The sequence below is a fragment of the Methylicorpusculum sp. genome (assembly GCF_030651835.1).
Taxonomy (GTDB): Bacteria; Pseudomonadota; Gammaproteobacteria; order Methylococcales; family Methylomonadaceae; genus Methylicorpusculum.
The window spans coordinates 1-15122 of sequence record NZ_JAUSBX010000126.1 but is presented as its reverse complement, the minus strand read 5'-3'; the positions used below and the strand labels follow the sequence as shown (position 1 = coordinate 15122).

Annotated in this window: 16 protein-coding genes; 14 read left to right on the top strand and 2 right to left on the bottom strand. The window is 47.7% G+C overall.

The annotated features are described in order from the left end of the window. Window positions 1-232 precede the first annotated feature (232 nt). The 13 genes from Q7V32_RS16470 (at window position 233) to Q7V32_RS16410 (ending at window position 12505) form a co-directional block, all read left to right on the top strand. Complete coding sequence (locus Q7V32_RS16470; protein ID WP_304898070.1) at window positions 233-445, top strand: DUF2281 domain-containing protein; 213 nt, start codon at window positions 233-235, stop codon at window positions 443-445. Continuing rightward, window positions 442-828 carry a type II toxin-antitoxin system VapC family toxin gene (locus Q7V32_RS16465; RefSeq protein WP_304898069.1) on the top strand — a complete coding sequence of 129 codons (387 nt, stop codon included), beginning with the start codon at window positions 442-444 and terminating at the stop codon, window positions 826-828. The genes Q7V32_RS16470 and Q7V32_RS16465 overlap by 4 nt, the downstream gene beginning before the upstream one ends. Beyond that, entirely contained in the window at window positions 822-962 is a 141-nt protein-coding gene (locus Q7V32_RS16460) for a hypothetical protein (protein ID WP_304898068.1), read from the top strand. Before Q7V32_RS16465 ends, Q7V32_RS16460 begins: the two co-directional genes overlap by 7 nt. Window positions 963-968: 6 nt before the next feature. Continuing rightward, window positions 969-2081, top strand: coding sequence for a YhcG family protein (locus Q7V32_RS16455; protein ID WP_304898067.1), 1113 nt, complete (start codon window positions 969-971; stop codon window positions 2079-2081). Beyond that, a complete protein-coding gene (locus Q7V32_RS16450) occupies window positions 2078-3304 on the top strand; it encodes a Shedu immune nuclease family protein (RefSeq protein WP_304898066.1) in 1227 nt (408 codons plus the stop codon). The genes Q7V32_RS16455 and Q7V32_RS16450 overlap by 4 nt, the downstream gene beginning before the upstream one ends. Then, window positions 3301-5799 (top strand): BREX-1 system phosphatase PglZ type A, encoded by a 2499-nt coding sequence (gene pglZ / locus Q7V32_RS16445; protein ID WP_304898065.1) that lies wholly within the window; start codon window positions 3301-3303, stop codon window positions 5797-5799. The genes Q7V32_RS16450 and pglZ overlap by 4 nt, the downstream gene beginning before the upstream one ends. 37 nt (window positions 5800-5836) lie before the next feature. Beyond that, complete coding sequence (locus Q7V32_RS16440) at window positions 5837-6184, top strand: four helix bundle protein (protein ID WP_304898064.1); 348 nt, start codon at window positions 5837-5839, stop codon at window positions 6182-6184. A 6-nt stretch (window positions 6185-6190) separates the two neighbouring features. Then, window positions 6191-8248, top strand: a complete 2058-nt coding sequence (brxL, locus tag Q7V32_RS16435) for a BREX system Lon protease-like protein BrxL (RefSeq protein ID WP_304898063.1) — start codon at window positions 6191-6193, stop codon at window positions 8246-8248. 2 nt (window positions 8249-8250) lie between these two features. Beyond that, window positions 8251-8406 (top strand): hypothetical protein, encoded by a 156-nt coding sequence (locus Q7V32_RS16430; RefSeq protein WP_304898062.1) that lies wholly within the window; start codon window positions 8251-8253, stop codon window positions 8404-8406. Between the two features lie 157 nt (window positions 8407-8563). Beyond that, complete coding sequence (locus Q7V32_RS16425; RefSeq protein WP_304898061.1) at window positions 8564-9538, top strand: DUF262 domain-containing protein; 975 nt, start codon at window positions 8564-8566, stop codon at window positions 9536-9538. Window positions 9539-9637: 99 nt separating this feature from the next. Then, window positions 9638-10399 (top strand): DUF1524 domain-containing protein, encoded by a 762-nt coding sequence (locus tag Q7V32_RS16420; protein ID WP_304898060.1) that lies wholly within the window; start codon window positions 9638-9640, stop codon window positions 10397-10399. A gap of 376 nt (window positions 10400-10775) precedes the next feature. Next, window positions 10776-11210 (top strand): LexA family transcriptional regulator, encoded by a 435-nt coding sequence (locus Q7V32_RS16415; RefSeq protein ID WP_304898059.1) that lies wholly within the window; start codon window positions 10776-10778, stop codon window positions 11208-11210. Beyond that, window positions 11210-12505, top strand: a complete 1296-nt coding sequence (locus Q7V32_RS16410; RefSeq protein WP_304898058.1) for a Y-family DNA polymerase — start codon at window positions 11210-11212, stop codon at window positions 12503-12505. The genes Q7V32_RS16415 and Q7V32_RS16410 overlap by 1 nt, the downstream gene beginning before the upstream one ends. Window positions 12506-12548: 43 nt before the next feature. Here the strand turns inward: Q7V32_RS16410 and Q7V32_RS16405 are convergent, their stop codons facing one another. Beyond that, window positions 12549-12983: an HIRAN domain-containing protein gene (locus Q7V32_RS16405; protein ID WP_304898057.1), complete on the bottom strand. Its 435-nt coding sequence runs from the start codon at window positions 12981-12983 to the stop codon at window positions 12549-12551. A gap of 5 nt (window positions 12984-12988) precedes the next feature. Then, complete coding sequence (locus Q7V32_RS16400) at window positions 12989-13783, bottom strand: hypothetical protein (protein WP_304898056.1); 795 nt, start codon at window positions 13781-13783, stop codon at window positions 12989-12991. A gap of 855 nt (window positions 13784-14638) precedes the next feature. Here Q7V32_RS16400 and Q7V32_RS16395 point away from each other — a divergent pair. Continuing rightward, entirely contained in the window at window positions 14639-14842 is a 204-nt protein-coding gene (locus tag Q7V32_RS16395) for a helix-turn-helix domain-containing protein (protein ID WP_304898055.1), read from the top strand. The last annotated feature ends 280 nt before the right edge of the window (window positions 14843-15122 follow it).

The window sequence follows — 15122 nt, the reverse complement described above, 5'->3', positions numbered from 1 at the left end:
TGCTATGGCTCAAACTTTGATATTCTCTCATTTTCGATTCTCCTATCTTTTGGTCGAGATAAGAGCATCGTTGCGACCGCCTTATAGGTCAAACCTTTGAGAGTCCCCCGGCATAGCCGGGGGTTTACCAATATTAATTAACTACCCTAAGTTTGGCAAGGCTTTGAAAAAGATTGTCGGCCTGGATACGGGGGAAGAATGATTTTTTGTTTCACATGTGGAGAGCACAACCATGCCCATAGCTGAAGAGATTTATGCCGAGGTTAAAACACTGCCCGACGAGTTAGCGCGAGAAGTGCTGGATTTTGTTCACTTTATTGAAGAGCGCTATGTCACGCGGCCAAGCGGTCAATTGCACCGCATACCGGGCAGCGCCAAGGGTAAACTCAAGATAGTGAACGAGGATGACGACCATCTGCATGATTTTATGGATTACATGCCGTGAGGGTGCTACTGGATACCCATGCGTTTCTATGGTTTCTGCTGGCAGACCCTAAGCTATCTACTCCGGCGCAAGAAATCATCAGCGATGCACAAACCAGGGTGAGCGTCAGTCCTGCAACTTATTGGGAGATAGCCATCAAGATCAGTCTGGGCAAATATGCGCAGCCAGAACCTTATGCGTTATTTATGGAACAACAGCTGGCAATCAATAATTTTCGGATTTTACCCATCTTGCCAGGACACACGGCCATCCTGACCAGCTTGCCCTTTCATCACCGCGATCCATTTGATCGCCTCTTGATCGCCCAGTCCATCGCCGAACAAGTCCCTCTGGTGAGCTGTGATAGTGCTTTTGATGCTTACGGGATCTCGCGGATATGGTGAGTCAACACGATGGACTTTACCCGCTCGCCACCCAACAAATCGCAATCGATCTGGATGACGGTGTAAAAGCCAACTACCCCAAATTCGGCGCCGCATTGAAAAAGATTCCGGGGCTGGATGCGAAAGATGAGTAAGCGGTTATGACAGCTTCCACCTTGTTTGCCAGTGCCGATTATCAGGCATGGCTAAAGCAAATCAAGCAGCGGGTTCATACGGCTCGTATGAAGATAGCGTTGGCTGCCAATGATGAATTGATTACCCTGTACTACGAGCTCGGGGCGCAGATTGTTGAACGGGAATCTTATGCGCAATGGGGCAGCGGGTTTATTGACGCTTTTAGTAAAGACCTGAAGGATACATTTCCTGATATCGGCGGGTTTTCATCCAAGAATCTGCGTTACTGTCGCGCCTTCTTCCGTTTTTACTGCAGCCCTGCAATTTGGCAACAAGCTGTTGCCAAATTAGAGAGCATTCCCTGGGCTGGGGTGGACAGTGAGCTTGCCGCGCTGCTGACCCACATGCCTTGGGGCCACAACATTTTGATTTTTACCAAGTCGGCTGACCTGCAAGAAGCGCACTTTTATCTTCAGCAAACCCTGGAAAGTGGTTGGAGCCGAGATGTGTTGGCTCTGCAACTCAAGTCAAACCTGTATGCCCGAGCAGGAAAGGCAATCACCAATTTCTCCCGCACCTTGCCAACGCCACAATCCGATCTGGCGCAGCAAACCCTGAAAGACCCGTATACCTTCGACTTTATGGCGATGACTGAGCCGTTCAACGAACGGGATGTGGAACGCCAACTGACTCAACACATCACCCAATTTCTATTGGAACTGGGCAAGGGTTTTGCGTTTATCGGCAGACAATACCACCTGGAAGTCGCAGGCAATGACTATTACATTGATCTGTTGTTTTATCACGTTACGCTGAAATGCTATGTCGTGGTGGAACTGAAAAACCGCCGTTTCATTCCTGAATATGCGGGAAAACTCAATTTTTACCTGTCGGCAGTGGATAGTTTGCTCAAGCGTGACGATGACCAGCCCACTATCGGTTTATTGTTGTGCCGTGACAAAAACAACATCGAAGTCGAATTTGCCTTGCGCGACATGAACAAACCCATGGGCGTGAGTGAATATACCCTAGTGGAAACGCTGCCCGACAATCTGAAAGGGGCGCTCCCCACGATCGAAGAAATCGAAAACGATTTGCAGCAACTGCAGCAGAATGGAAATCAAGAGCGTGATCTGTGATTAAGCTATCTAAGCAAGATAATAAGTTATTGCTAATTTATCAGTCTGATCGCTACACCGATGCTCGATGGCTCGATGAAAAGTTAAAGCAGGATGGTGATGTGACTTTGCGTCGTACGTTTACCTTCAGCTCGGCAGATTTGATCACTCAGGATACACCTTCGGATGAGATGGATGACGGTAAGCGTATTTTTTTGCTTGGTGTAATGGAGGAAGGTTACTACAAAATCAGCAAGGACATACTCGGTCTCAAAAACGACTTATTGCTTAATGCTAGCATGAAGATTGAAACGGGAACTTTCATCGCACATCGGGATATCTCTGTTTTTAGAAAAATTGATGACCTGATCGAGGAACCCATCATCGCGGGGGGGAGTAACGAAAGTGCCATCCCACTGGCCGACTTCGAGCTGTTGCTGAAAACCTTCCCAACAAGTACAGAGCTGACCCATTACGCCAGAACCCGAATCGCACGGGTACTCAAAGACTATTTCGGGACGATCTCGGATGCAGAAAGCCAACTGAACCAGCACCTGAATCGCAAGAAGAAACTACCTAACCAATCCCGTGACACCATCGTTTCAAATTTCGAACTGCAAAAGTTCGAGTATGTTTATGCAGAGCTTGAATCCATGCTCGCTGATGCTGATAGTTACGCTGAGAAAAACTGGCAGACCAAGATTTTGGAATTGTTGCTTTTTGTCTTTCCCAAGTACATCGCCGTGCTTGAGAATGTTCATATAAAAGATTTCTATTCCAACCCGGACCAAGTTACCAACCGCTACATCGACCTGATGCTTGTAGATGCCAACGGCAGTGTTGACATCATAGAGGTCAAAAAGCCATTTTCGAATGCGCTCTTATCCCGACACAGATATAGGGACAACTTCACCCCAAGGAAAGAGCTGGCTGGATCGGTGATGCAGGCCGAGAAGTACCTTTTTCACCTCAATAAATGGGGGCGCGCTGGGGAGCAAGAAATTCACCAAAAACGGAAGGGAGAGCTTCCCAAGGAAATTGAATTGAAGATCACCAACCCAAAAGCAATCATCCTGCTGGGGCGCGATAACGACTTCAATGGCGAGCAACGTTTTGACTTTGAAATCATTCGGCGTAAATACGCCAACATGCTCGATATCATGACCTACGACGATCTGCTGCGTAGGGTAGCAAACATCATAGAAATGATGAAGCGTCGAGGTTTTTTAGGAGGTACGCAATGAGCGATCGCATTGCTCAGGCTCTGACCAAACTCTTCGACCGGCATCGGATTGTTTTTTGGTATGACGCCAAACAGGAGTTACGTGATGATTTCGAGGCGCTGTCACTGCCCGACATCCACAAGCTTGAACTGACCAATAACGAGTTCGGCATCAAATATCGAATTTTGCGCGAGCAACCCGAGCAAAAGTTCCTGCTTTATCGCGATGGCCCTCAACCCGATGAGTTAGATAATTGGTTGCTGGACGTGCAATTGGCTCATGGTGAGTTTCGGACTGATCAGGTGGCGATTTGGTTGTCCGAACTGGAACTGGGCTTGGAGTTCGCTGACGTGGTGCAAAACCATGCCGAGTTTTTTCAAGCCGTCAAACGTAAGGACGCGCTCAAAAAATGGCTGCGTGGCGACGACTCGCCCGGGCAAATTCGCTTGAAAATGCTGGCGGTTTGCGCTGCCAGTGAGCCCCGTATGGATTCCGTCGTAGAAAACCTGCTGCAGGAATTGGCCGAGGGCCGTGACGATAAAATCAAGTTGATTGGCCGATGCACATTGGATGGCTTTCTTTGGGAACAATTGACCCGGTGTTATGGCTACCAATCCGATGAACCCAGCATCCGTGATTTTGCGATTGAGTTGTTCAAGTCATGCTATGCCATGGGCACTGACGGTCAAGTAAATCTGACCGGCGATGCCTTGGTGTTTCTGAAACGTTGGAAAGACAGTCGTCAGTTTGAAAACTGTTTTGAAACGCTATCCGCCGAATGCGCTGATGTGCTTGGGGTTGAGCAAGACTTGGCTAAACGGGATCTTCCTGTGCTAATTGAATTGGATTATTTTCGTCTGATTGACCAAAAGATCATCAGCGATTTGGTACGGGCAGTTGCTTCGAGGACCCTATCCAGTGGCGATGTGGCTCTTTGGGTTCGTCAACGTCGGCAAGGTCATTGGTATCGAGAGTTCCGGCACCTTTACGAGGCTATCGATTACGCTGCGCAGTTTATACAAGCGTTGGGAGAGTCGAAACTGGTTATGGAAAGTTTGGCTGAAGGTATTGAGCGCTACAGCCGATCTTGGTATCGGCTTGATCAGCTATATCGCAAATTTACTTACCACGTACAAATGTCCGGTCAGGCTTCTCTTATGGAGACGCTGGTCGAGCAAATTGAAAATCTGTATTCAAATAACTATTTACTCAAGCTGGGAGATAGCTTCCAAAGCTTTGTGGATACAGCGCCCAAATGGGAAGCCTTTCCTGTGCGCAAGCAGAGGGCTTTCTTCGAGCATTGGGTGCGTCCGTTCCTGCGCAAGGACAATAAGGTCTGTGTGATCATCTCCGATGCCATGCGTTACGAGATCGGCGATGAATTGCTGAGCCTTATTCGCCAAGAGGATCGTTACAGTGCAGAAATTGAGCCTGCGCTTGCCATGCTGCCTAGTTATACCCAACTTGGCATGGCGGCTTTGTTACCCAATACCGAACTGGCGATTGCCGACAACGAAACCGACACGGTGTTCGTGGATGGGCAAAGTTCGCAAGGCACGGCAAACCGCACAAAAATTCTGCAGGCAAAGTTGAATGGTGGTGGACAAGCCATAGCCGCTGAAGATTTTATGACCATGAACCGCGACGATAGCCGGGAACTGCTAAAGGCCAATCAGGTGTTGTATATCTATCATAACCGAATCGATCATACGGGTGACAAGATGCATTCGGAAGGCCAAGCCTTCGAAGCAGCGGAGCAAACCTTGGATGATCTTTTAAAGTTGGTAAAGAAGCTGACCGCCGCCAATGCCAATAACTTGTTGGTCACGGCAGACCACGGTTTCATCTATCAACACCGAGAAATTGCCGAAAGTGATTTCTTGGGTGTAGAGCCTGAAGGTGAAGTTGTCTTGTATCGGGATCGACGTTTTATCCTCGGCAAAAAATTAATGCTTTCGCCAGGTTTGCATACCTTTAAAGCTGACCAGCTTGGATTATGCGGGGATGTCGAAGTGCAAATCCCGAAATCAATCAATCGACTGAGGCTAAAAGGTTCCGGTAGTCGTTTCGTGCATGGTGGTGCGTCTTTACAGGAAGTGGTGATCCCAGTCATTAAGATCAATAAAAAACGCCAGAGCGATGTTAGCGCGGTTGAAGTCGATATTCTCCGTGGTGCGAGCTCGGTGATTACTTCTGGGCAGTTGGCTGTGACGCTCTATCAGGCAGGTCCAGTAACTGACAAAATTCAACCTAGGGTGTTGCGAGCAGGGATTTATTCCGAAGCTGGCGAACTGATCTCTGACAGCCATGACCTTACGTTTGATTTGACCTCAGGAAACCCGAGGGAACGTGAGTTGCAGCTGCGTTTCGTACTCAGTCGAAAAGCAGATGAAGCGAATGGTCAAGAAGTCACTCTCCGCCTGGAGGAAAAGCACGCAGGGACTTCCCACTATAAAGAATACAAGTCGCTCCGATATATGATGCGGCGCTCATTTACTAGCGATTTTGACTTCTAAGCTATCAGCCGCCAGTTTTCAGTAAAAAGGAAATCAAATGAAATTTGAGCATTTGAATGTTTGGAAGCGATCAGCGCGGCTGTCCAAGTCATTTGCTGATGGCAAGGATTTTGGCTTTAGAGATCAGATTACGCGGTCTGGATTATCTATTCCCAGCAATATTGCTGAGGGATCAGAAAGAAATTCAAAAAAAGATTTCATCAGATTTTTGCACAATGCAAAAGGTTCATGTGGTGAGCTGAGGACACAAATTTATATCGGAATCGACATTGGATACATCGAACCCATTCAAGGAAAATCTTGGTTGAATGAAATCCGCGAACTATCTGCTATGTTGGTTGGATTAGCTAGCTCGATAGAAAATCAACTAATAACTGAAGGCTGATAACTGATGACCCCCTTAGATCAGAAAATCAATACCCATTTTCCCGGACTTGTTGTACGAAAGGATCTTGTCAAAACGGTTAAAGGGAATGCCATTGTTCCCTCTTACGTTTTGGAATATTTACTTGGGCAATATTGCGCTACCAGTGATGACGCTACCATTCAAACCGGCATCGAAACAGTCAAAGAGATTTTGCGCAAGCATTATGTGCATCGCAATGAGGCCGGTTTGGTACGTTCGAATATCAAGGAAAAAGGGCGCTACAAAGTTATCGATAAAATCAGCGCGGCTTTAAATGATAAAGCCGATGTGTATGAAGCGGAATTCTCTAATCTAGGTCTCAAGCAAGTATTAATTGATTCGAGAACAGTCAAGGCCCATCCAAAATTGCTGGTCAGCGGCATATGGTGCATTGCCGACATCGAATACGAATTCACTGAAGATAAAAACGCCAGCCCCTGGATTTTGTCGACCTTAAAGCCCATCCAGCTATCGCACTTGGATTTTAGTAGTTACATTGAAGCGCGCAAGCAATTCACAACGGATGAGTGGATCGATCTGTTGATTCAAAGCGTTGGATTTAATCCGGAGATGTTTGGTAAACGCAGTAAGCTGACGCAACTGATCCGTTTAATTCCCTTCTGTGAACGTAACTACAATTTGATTGAGCTTGGCCCAAAGGGTACCGGTAAATCACATATCTACTCGGAATTTTCACCTCACGGGATTCTAATCTCTGGTGGAGAGATTTCGGTTCCGAAGCTGTTCGTGAACAACTCGTCAGGCAAGATCGGCTTGGTCGGTTACTGGGACTGTGTTGCTTTTGACGAATTTGCCGGCAAGCAAAAGCGGTTGGACAAAGCCCTTGTCGACATCATGAAAAATTACATGGCGAACAAATCGTTCTCGCGCGGTGTTGAAACGCTTGGCGCTGAGGCATCCATGGTTTTTGTGGGCAATACCCAGCATACCGTACCCTATATGCTTAAGCATTCCGATCTGTTCGATGAGCTACCCGATAAGTTTTACGACTCTGCGTTTCTGGATCGCATCCATTTTTACATCCCCGGCTGGGAAGTCGACATCATCCGCGGCGAGATGTTTTCCAGCGGTTACGGATTTGTAGTGGACTATCTGGCCGAAATCCTTCGTTCTTTGCGCAATCACGATTATTCGGATCGTTACCAAGAGCACTTTTCACTATCATCCGATATTTCGACACGGGATCGTGACGGTATCAATAAAACGTTCTCCGGTCTGATGAAGATCCTCTTCCCGCAAGGCGACGCATCTAAGGAGGAGATTGAGGAGCTACTGAGGTTTGCTATTGAAGGACGCAAAAGAGTCAAAGACCAACTAATGCGAATCGACTCTACCTATGGGAACGTGCGATTCGCCTATCTGGATTACTCTCAACAAGTTAAGTCGGTTACCACTCTGGAAGAAGAAGAATATCCTCACTATTACCACAAGACGATTGCCGATGGCGAAGAAGGCGAGCGGACAACCCAAGCAGGAATGCCACCAGACGCAGTAGAGGTGCCGCAAATTGTTGAGCCTGCGCTCAAGGAGAAACACCTAAACTTTCAGGAGAATCAAAAAGGCATCTCTTTTGATACTTTGCTCGGACCCTACCTTATAGGGGCGACCAAGATTACCATTGCAGATCCTTACATTCGGCAATTCTATCAAGTTCGCAATCTTATGGAATTTCTTGAGACTGTTGTAAAACTCAAGTCCCAGGATGAAGAAGTGTCTGTTCACCTGATAACCACGGAAGATGAGTTTAAAGGTGAACAGCAAAAAGAATACTTAGAAAAGATAAAGGAATCCAGCAGCGCTATAGGTGTGAACTTTACTTGGGAGTTCGACGGCACCGGAACTATCCATGCTCGCCACATCGTGACTGATAAAGGATGGAAAATATCTTTAGATAGAGGCCTTGATATCTTCCAGCAGTATGGAATGAATGATGTATTTACCTTTGCCAATCGACTTCAGCAGTATCGCTCTTGTAAAGCTTTTGAAGCGACTTTTATTAAAAACGATATGAGTAAATCATGAAAATGATTTCAATACTCCACTTTAAAACTCGGACTCTCTTCAGGCCGACTATTCCGCTTGTCGTAAAGCCGGGTAGTCGACACATTGGCGTGGCCAATGAAGACGGCAAAGCGGCGGCAGACGCGCAAAATGAACTGGACGTCAGCTTTGGATTCTGAAAAGCTGCAAATGGGTTTGCGGGATATTTTGCTTAGTCCGGCGCAGCTTATGAGACGTTACGGGCACGTGCTAAAGTCACGCACACATCACTATATAATTGCCGCTCAGGAGACCCATGACACACAATCATAAACAACCAAATCTGAGAACTATGCAATGAGGGAAATTCTCGGTAAATCACAAACCGTCCGCGAACTACTGAAGGGCGTTAAATATTCCATTGATTACTATCAGCGTGAATACAAATGGCAGGACAAGCAGATTCGCGAGTTGATCGATGACCTCACCGGCAAATTTCTGGAAGAATATGATCCAAGCCATGCGAGGAATAAGGTCGCTGACTACCCTCATTACTTCTTAGGTTCCATCATTATCAGCAAGAAAGAGAGTGCCAGTTATATCGTTGACGGCCAACAGCGGCTCACCAGCCTTAGCTTACTGCTAATTCTGCTTCGTCAACTTCAGAAGAATCGGCTAGAACAAGTCAATATTGATGAGCTGATTGTGTCGGAAAAATATGGCCAAAAGTCATTCAACCTGCATGTTGATGAACGCACACCTTGCATGGATGCGCTCTTTAATGGGGATCAATTCGATCTGACTGACCGAACAGAGTCAGTGCAGAATCTTTACCAACGCTATCAAGACTTAAACCAATATTTCCCTGAAGAACTGCGGGGTGACGCACTGCCATATTTCATCGACTGGCTACTGGAAAATGTCCACTTGGTCGAAATTACCGCATATTCTGATGATGACGCCTACACGATTTTTGAGACCATGAATGATCGCGGGCTATCACTAAGCCCAACTGACATGCTTAAAGGTTACTTATTGGCCAATATTGACGACGGCACTAAGCGCACGGCGGCTAATAATCTTTGGCGGGAACGGGAACGCATCCGCGAACTTAACGAAGCAGGAAAAGAGGTAGAGCCGGATTGTTTTAAGGCATGGTTGCGTAGTCAATATGCCTCAAAAATTCGTGAGCGTAAGAAAAACGCTAAGGCTGAAGATTTTGACAGAATCGGCACTGAATTTCATCGCTGGCTTCGCGACGCGAGCGAATCGGTTGGCCTTGAGCATAGCGCCGATTTTTATCGTTTCATCGAACGAGACTTCAATTTCTAAAGCCGCCAATATCTGCGATTAACTCAAGCCTCGCAGGCTAAGGTTGATGGACTGGAGCATGTTCTCTACAACGCTCAGCACGGCTTCACTCTGCAATACATGCTGTTACTCGCACCACTTAAGCCTGACGACAGTGAAGCAATAGTGAACCATAAACTCCAACTTGTTGCTCGCTTTATCGACATTTTACTAACTTGGCGGCTTTGGAATTTCCGTAGTATTGCTTATTCGACCATGCAGTATGCCATGTTCATAGTTATGCGTGATATACGCGGCCTTGCCCTGGAGCCGCTTACCCATAAATTGTATGATCTGCTTGCCAAGGAAACGGAAACCTTCACGAGTAACGACCGGCTGCGCGTTCATCAGCAGAACCGTTACGCACTGCATCGCATTCTTGCCAGGCTTACAGACTATGTTGAAACGCAATCTGGCTTGCCTTCACGCTACCTCGATTATGTGGGCGAAGGCAGGGGGCGTTACGAGGTGGAACACATTTGGGCAGACCATCCTGAACGTCACACAGAAGAATTTGGACACCCAGCCGACTTCGCTGAGCATCGCAATCGTATAGGAGGGCTTTTACTCCTTCCGAAAAGCTTTAATGCCAGCTATGGCGATCTAACTTATGAAGAAAAGCTCCCGCACTACAATACACAGAATTTGTTGAGCCGTTCGTTACATCCTCAGTGTTACGAATACAATCCTGGCTTTCTCCGCTTCATGCAAGAAAGTGGGTTATTGTTCAAACCACACGCACAATTTAAGAAAGCCGACATTGAAGAGCGGGGGCTTCTGTATAGAAAGCTTGCAGAGCTCATTTGGTGTCCAGACGACCTGTTAGAGATACTAGTCAAATAATTTCACGAAATTGTCGTCCACGATTTTTAATCGCAACAGTCATACCATAGACAGTGCTCTTCGAGTTGCGGGGAAATATGGTTGGAATACGATCTATCTCATCGATTGTGCTAAAAATGCTCAAAACAATTCATATGCGTGTGTTTCGATTTGATTGAGTAATTTTCGCGTGGTTCGAAAACAATTGTCGGAACCCGCTTGAGAGTATAGCAAACGGCACTTTCTTCCCGCCAAAACGCGTGGTCATTACCTGTCAGATAAACACCAACCTGAATTCTCATTCGCTGTTATTTTGTTTGCGTGACAAAAACAAACTACAATAAGAACAATTAGAGAACATAATAACGCTTTAACACACCTCAAAACACGATCTCCCATGCACAGCTTTCCGACCCATATTCTCTTTCCTGCACTAACACCCAAGCCTGTGTGCTTTCCGTTGTTCTCAGGCAAAGTCGCCGCCGGCTTCCCTTCCCCCGCCGATGATTATGTCGAGAAAACCCTGGACCTGAACGAGCTGCTGGTACAAAAGCCCGCTGCTACGTTCTTTGTCCGCGCGGAAGGCGAATCCATGCTCGGTGCCGGCATTCATCCCAACGACATCCTGGTCGTCGATCGTTCCATTGAGCCGGTACCAGGCAAGATTGTGATTTGCGCGCTGAATGGGGAGTTGACGGTCAAACGCCTGGAGCGCAAAAACGAGCACTGGCAGCTCCAAGCTGAGAACCCCAACTATCCGGATATTGTCATCTTCGATGCCTTGGATCTGGTTATTTGGGGTGTGGTCACCACTGTCATTCACCCGCTGTAATGCCGCCGCAACGGCTTATCGCCCTGGTCGACTGCAACAACTTCTATGTGAGTTGCGAGCGCGTTTTCAGACCTGATTTGATCGGCAAGCCGGTTGCCGTACTCAGCAATAATGATGGCTGCGTCGTCGCCCGCAGCAAGGAAGTAAAAGATTTAGGCATCAAAATGGGGGTGCCGTTGTTCCAGATTCAGCAATTGGTTAACCAGCACCAAATTAAACTTTTTTCGTCAAACTACACGCTGTATGCCGACATGTCATCACGAGTGATGTCTACGTTAGAAGAATTCGCCCCAAATCTTGAAGTGTATTCCATTGATGAGGGCTTCCTGGATTTAACCGGCGTTTACCCGTGCGGCAAAGACCCGATTGCTTATGGCCAGAGGATTAGAACAACGGTGGTTCGCACCACCGGCATTCCGGTTTGTGTGGGTATGGGTCCGACCAAAACGCTCGCCAAACTGGCGAATTTTGCCGCAAAAAAATGGCAAAAGACTGAAGGCGTGTTGGATCTGTCCGATCCGGTACGCCGGGAAAAACTGATGCGCATCGTGCCGGTCGGCGAAGTGTGGGGCATAGGTTCGCGCACGTCGGCCAAGCTGAATCAACTCGATATCCATACCGTTTGGGACCTGGCTTCCCAATCCAGCAAGCGCATTCAAGCCCAGTTCAATGTTGTGGTGGCCAGAACCGTGATGGAATTGAATGGCATTGCTTGCCTGGCTTTGGAAGAAATCGCCCCGGATAAACAGCAAATTGTCTGCTCCAGAAGTTTTAGCCGCCGCTTAACGGAATACAGCGAGCTGTCGCAAGCCATGGCCGAGTTCTGCAGCCGGGCCGCCGAAAAGCTCCGGAAACAAGCCTCAGTGACCGGCTGCATTACGATATTCATCCGGACCAGTCCCTTCAATCCCGATGAACCCCAATATCAACGGGCAGCCAGTATCAAGCTGAATGCTGCTACGCAAGACACGCGGTCCATCATTGCTGCCGCTAACCGCATGCTCAAAGAGCTATACAGGCCCGGCTACAACTATCAGAAATGTGGCGTCCAGCTGAGCCACATCCAACCGGAAACCACGCCAGGACAAATGGAAGTATTTGACTCTATAGTTGACGGCCTATCCACTAAAAACCGCGACTTGATGAAAGCCATTGATCAGATTAACCGCCGCTTTCCGAGAGCCGTTACAATTGCGGCAACGGGTTTTGAAAAGAGCTGGAAGCCGAAGGCGGAGCGGATTTCACAGCGTTATACGACGGATTGGCGGGAGTTGGTTTGTGTAAAAGCTGGTTAGAGAACGCTTAGCGTACTGATCCTGAGTGCCTCCGCTTGTCCCTTCAGTCCTGTAACGATATTTTCAAACGGATGTCAGTGATAGTCGTGCCTTCGCTAGGTTCTTGTCGATAGTAGGCTAAGCTATCGTCGCCCCTTTGAATACTGGCCACTTCGGCTAGCAAAGACTTACCCGCATCCATCAACCTTGCCAAGATGGGGTTGCGATGCTTTGGAAGGTAGCCGAGTTTACACTGACTCAGGGTCAAGACTTCGATGGCCAGCTCATCATAAGTGTTGCCTGCTTCTCGACGCAATTGCAGTGCATCATGAACCTGCACGGTGTCTGTCACTTGTTTGAGGTCGTAGTAGCCTAAGCCGGCAATGTGGGTTTCCAACAAGAAAATAGTTTTGGCAAACGGCAATTCAATAGCTGTTTTTTGCAGGCTCTGCTGCATCAATTGTTGTGTTAATGCGGATAGAGGGAGTAGGTCTTTCATGTGCACTACCCTGGATGGACCTGGGCTTTGATGCCCGCGTATCGGCTGGTCAGTATCGCCCAGCGCTCACTTTCTTGCTGAATAGCCACATCCAACACCGCACGCCGTTCATTCAACCACTGCGCATCTTGCAACTGCTCGGACCAACAAAAAGGCGGAGCGTTACGCAGCGCCAGTAGTCGTTCAGTTTCTTTGGCAATCATGCGGGTCAGCCGATGTTTAGTGGCTTCTGTATCTTGGCGGGTCTCTTGTATCGCCTTAGATTCTACAACGTGTAACAAAGCCTCCAGTAAGTCGGCATCAATAGCTCGATAAGCGTCTTGTACCGATGGCCAATAATGCTCAAAGAGCGCCTGATGTTGTGGGCTGACATCGGGGTGTAACAAACGCGCGAGCCGTCGGTAAGCTTTTTTGGCGCGATTTACCACGCCAGCATCTACAGGAACTAACCCATTCAAATAGGCAAGACTGTCTGAAAGAACCTGCGCTTGCTCGTTGAGTTGCACTTGCCAGACAAGGAAAGCCTGCTTAATTTGTGCTTCAATGGCATCTAAATGACTTTGAGTCAGGGCTTCACCATGATTTAGCGTGCGTGTAGCCCGTTCGATGCGCTCTTGTAAGGCGCGGCATTCGATTTGTAAACCAAGCAGACGATATTCCAATTCGCCCAGGTTGGCTTGATAGAGCGCCACTAAATAGGGCTTTTCCTGCTGTTGCATCTGCTCCCGGTTTTCCAGGAGCGCGGCGAGCTGTTGCGAAAGCAGGACGATTTCTTCTGGCTCGCGAGTGGTTTGATCCATGTCATTTTTCCAAGCGGCTAGCAAATGATCTAGGTTGAAGGGGAATTTTAGTCTACGTGGCTCGGCTTGGCTATTCGGAGTCGAACAGAACGAGACGATCGCTTACGCTACCTTTCTGTTCCCAAATCACGTTGACGACCTTGTCGGCGTCTCCATACAATTCGCCAAACAGGTTGCATTGATTCTATGATAATAAGCACATCCAGCCTCTGCAGAGTGATCTGTGATGATCAGCCTCACCAAGTGGCTATAGCAATTGATGGCTGCCTTCGTCTTCTCGCTTGAACAGCTTCTCCACTTACCTTCTTCTTGATTACCCCTGTATTCTCACTGGAAACCCGAATTCAATCCGATAGTGTGCTCACATACCGGTGAACTCTTCAAACTCAGCTTGAGTGGTCCAACTGTGCTTGATGGCGCTAGTGCTAAACATAACCGTCACTTTTTGGGCCATGCCATGCCTGAGGCAGCTTCACTTGATTTAAATCGAATGAAAAGAGCGCTTTTTAGGTCTCCTTTCGCTATTGCGCGTTCCCTCTGCGCCTGTTTTCATAGTAACCACGAGTTAAACACATCACTGTGACGAAATTTATCCGGTTTTGCCGGATCTGCCTGGCAATAATGTGACGCTTAAAAAATGGTTGGTGACGTGATTAGCGCTAATCAATTGCCTGAACTGTCATGGGTATTAGCACTCCTCTGGCAACGGGATTGGAAGGGCATTTCTAATATCGTCAAAGCAGGTGTCGAACTCAGGTCAATTCGTCTGATCGCATTGAGTGGCTGCTCGACAATGTAAACGCCTAAATCTACTTGGTACTGCTATTTTTTTAAATCAAACACTCGAAAATTGATATGACCTACTCACATTTATCGCTGGAGATTGACGTGCTAACTGACACCGAAGGTGCTGCTGTTTTGTTATCGATCCCTGCGGCAACATTAACTAAATGGCGATCAACCGGCGAAGTCAGAATACCGTTTGTAAAAATAGGGCGGCAAGTTAAATACAGAACCTCTGATTTGAAGCGCTTTGTTGAATCTAGCACTATCAAATAACTGCAGATTAAGCTCCCCTTCTCCGCTACCTTGCATTTATGCTTGAATGTCTCATTCAAACTTGCGCTGAAAATCTTGGAAACGGAGCTTTAGCGAAGTGAAGATTTTTAGTCCCCGATAGCCGTAGCGCCGGGCAGGTTTTCGTAGCTTGCGGAGAAAACCTGCAAGGCATCGCGAAACGGCGTTAAGTCATGCGAGAGCCAATGTTTCGACCCCTTGTTGGGTCGAAACGAGGCGACGCGGACAAATCGGGGCCGCCGGAGGCATCAGTGGTCGCGTA

Coding starts and splice junctions, on each gene's coding strand:
- Q7V32_RS16470 (WP_304898070.1), top strand. CDS start 233: ATGCCCATAGCTGAAGAGATTTATGCCGAGGTTAAAACACTGCCCGAC.
- Q7V32_RS16430 (WP_304898062.1), top strand. CDS start 8,251: ATGATTTCAATACTCCACTTTAAAACTCGGACTCTCTTCAGGCCGACT.
- Q7V32_RS16440 (WP_304898064.1), top strand. CDS start 5,837: ATGAAATTTGAGCATTTGAATGTTTGGAAGCGATCAGCGCGGCTGTCC.
- Q7V32_RS16455 (WP_304898067.1), top strand. CDS start 969: ATGACAGCTTCCACCTTGTTTGCCAGTGCCGATTATCAGGCATGGCTA.
- Q7V32_RS16460 (WP_304898068.1), top strand. CDS start 822: ATGGTGAGTCAACACGATGGACTTTACCCGCTCGCCACCCAACAAATC.
- Q7V32_RS16415 (WP_304898059.1), top strand. CDS start 10,776: ATGCACAGCTTTCCGACCCATATTCTCTTTCCTGCACTAACACCCAAG.
- Q7V32_RS16420 (WP_304898060.1), top strand. CDS start 9,638: ATGCTGTTACTCGCACCACTTAAGCCTGACGACAGTGAAGCAATAGTG.
- Q7V32_RS16395 (WP_304898055.1), top strand. CDS start 14,639: ATGACCTACTCACATTTATCGCTGGAGATTGACGTGCTAACTGACACC.
- Q7V32_RS16410 (WP_304898058.1), top strand. CDS start 11,210: ATGCCGCCGCAACGGCTTATCGCCCTGGTCGACTGCAACAACTTCTAT.
- Q7V32_RS16425 (WP_304898061.1), top strand. CDS start 8,564: ATGAGGGAAATTCTCGGTAAATCACAAACCGTCCGCGAACTACTGAAG.
- Q7V32_RS16405 (WP_304898057.1), bottom strand. CDS start 12,983: ATGAAAGACCTACTCCCTCTATCCGCATTAACACAACAATTGATGCAG.
- brxL (WP_304898063.1), top strand. CDS start 6,191: ATGACCCCCTTAGATCAGAAAATCAATACCCATTTTCCCGGACTTGTT.
- pglZ (WP_304898065.1), top strand. CDS start 3,301: ATGAGCGATCGCATTGCTCAGGCTCTGACCAAACTCTTCGACCGGCAT.
- Q7V32_RS16400 (WP_304898056.1), bottom strand. CDS start 13,783: ATGGATCAAACCACTCGCGAGCCAGAAGAAATCGTCCTGCTTTCGCAA.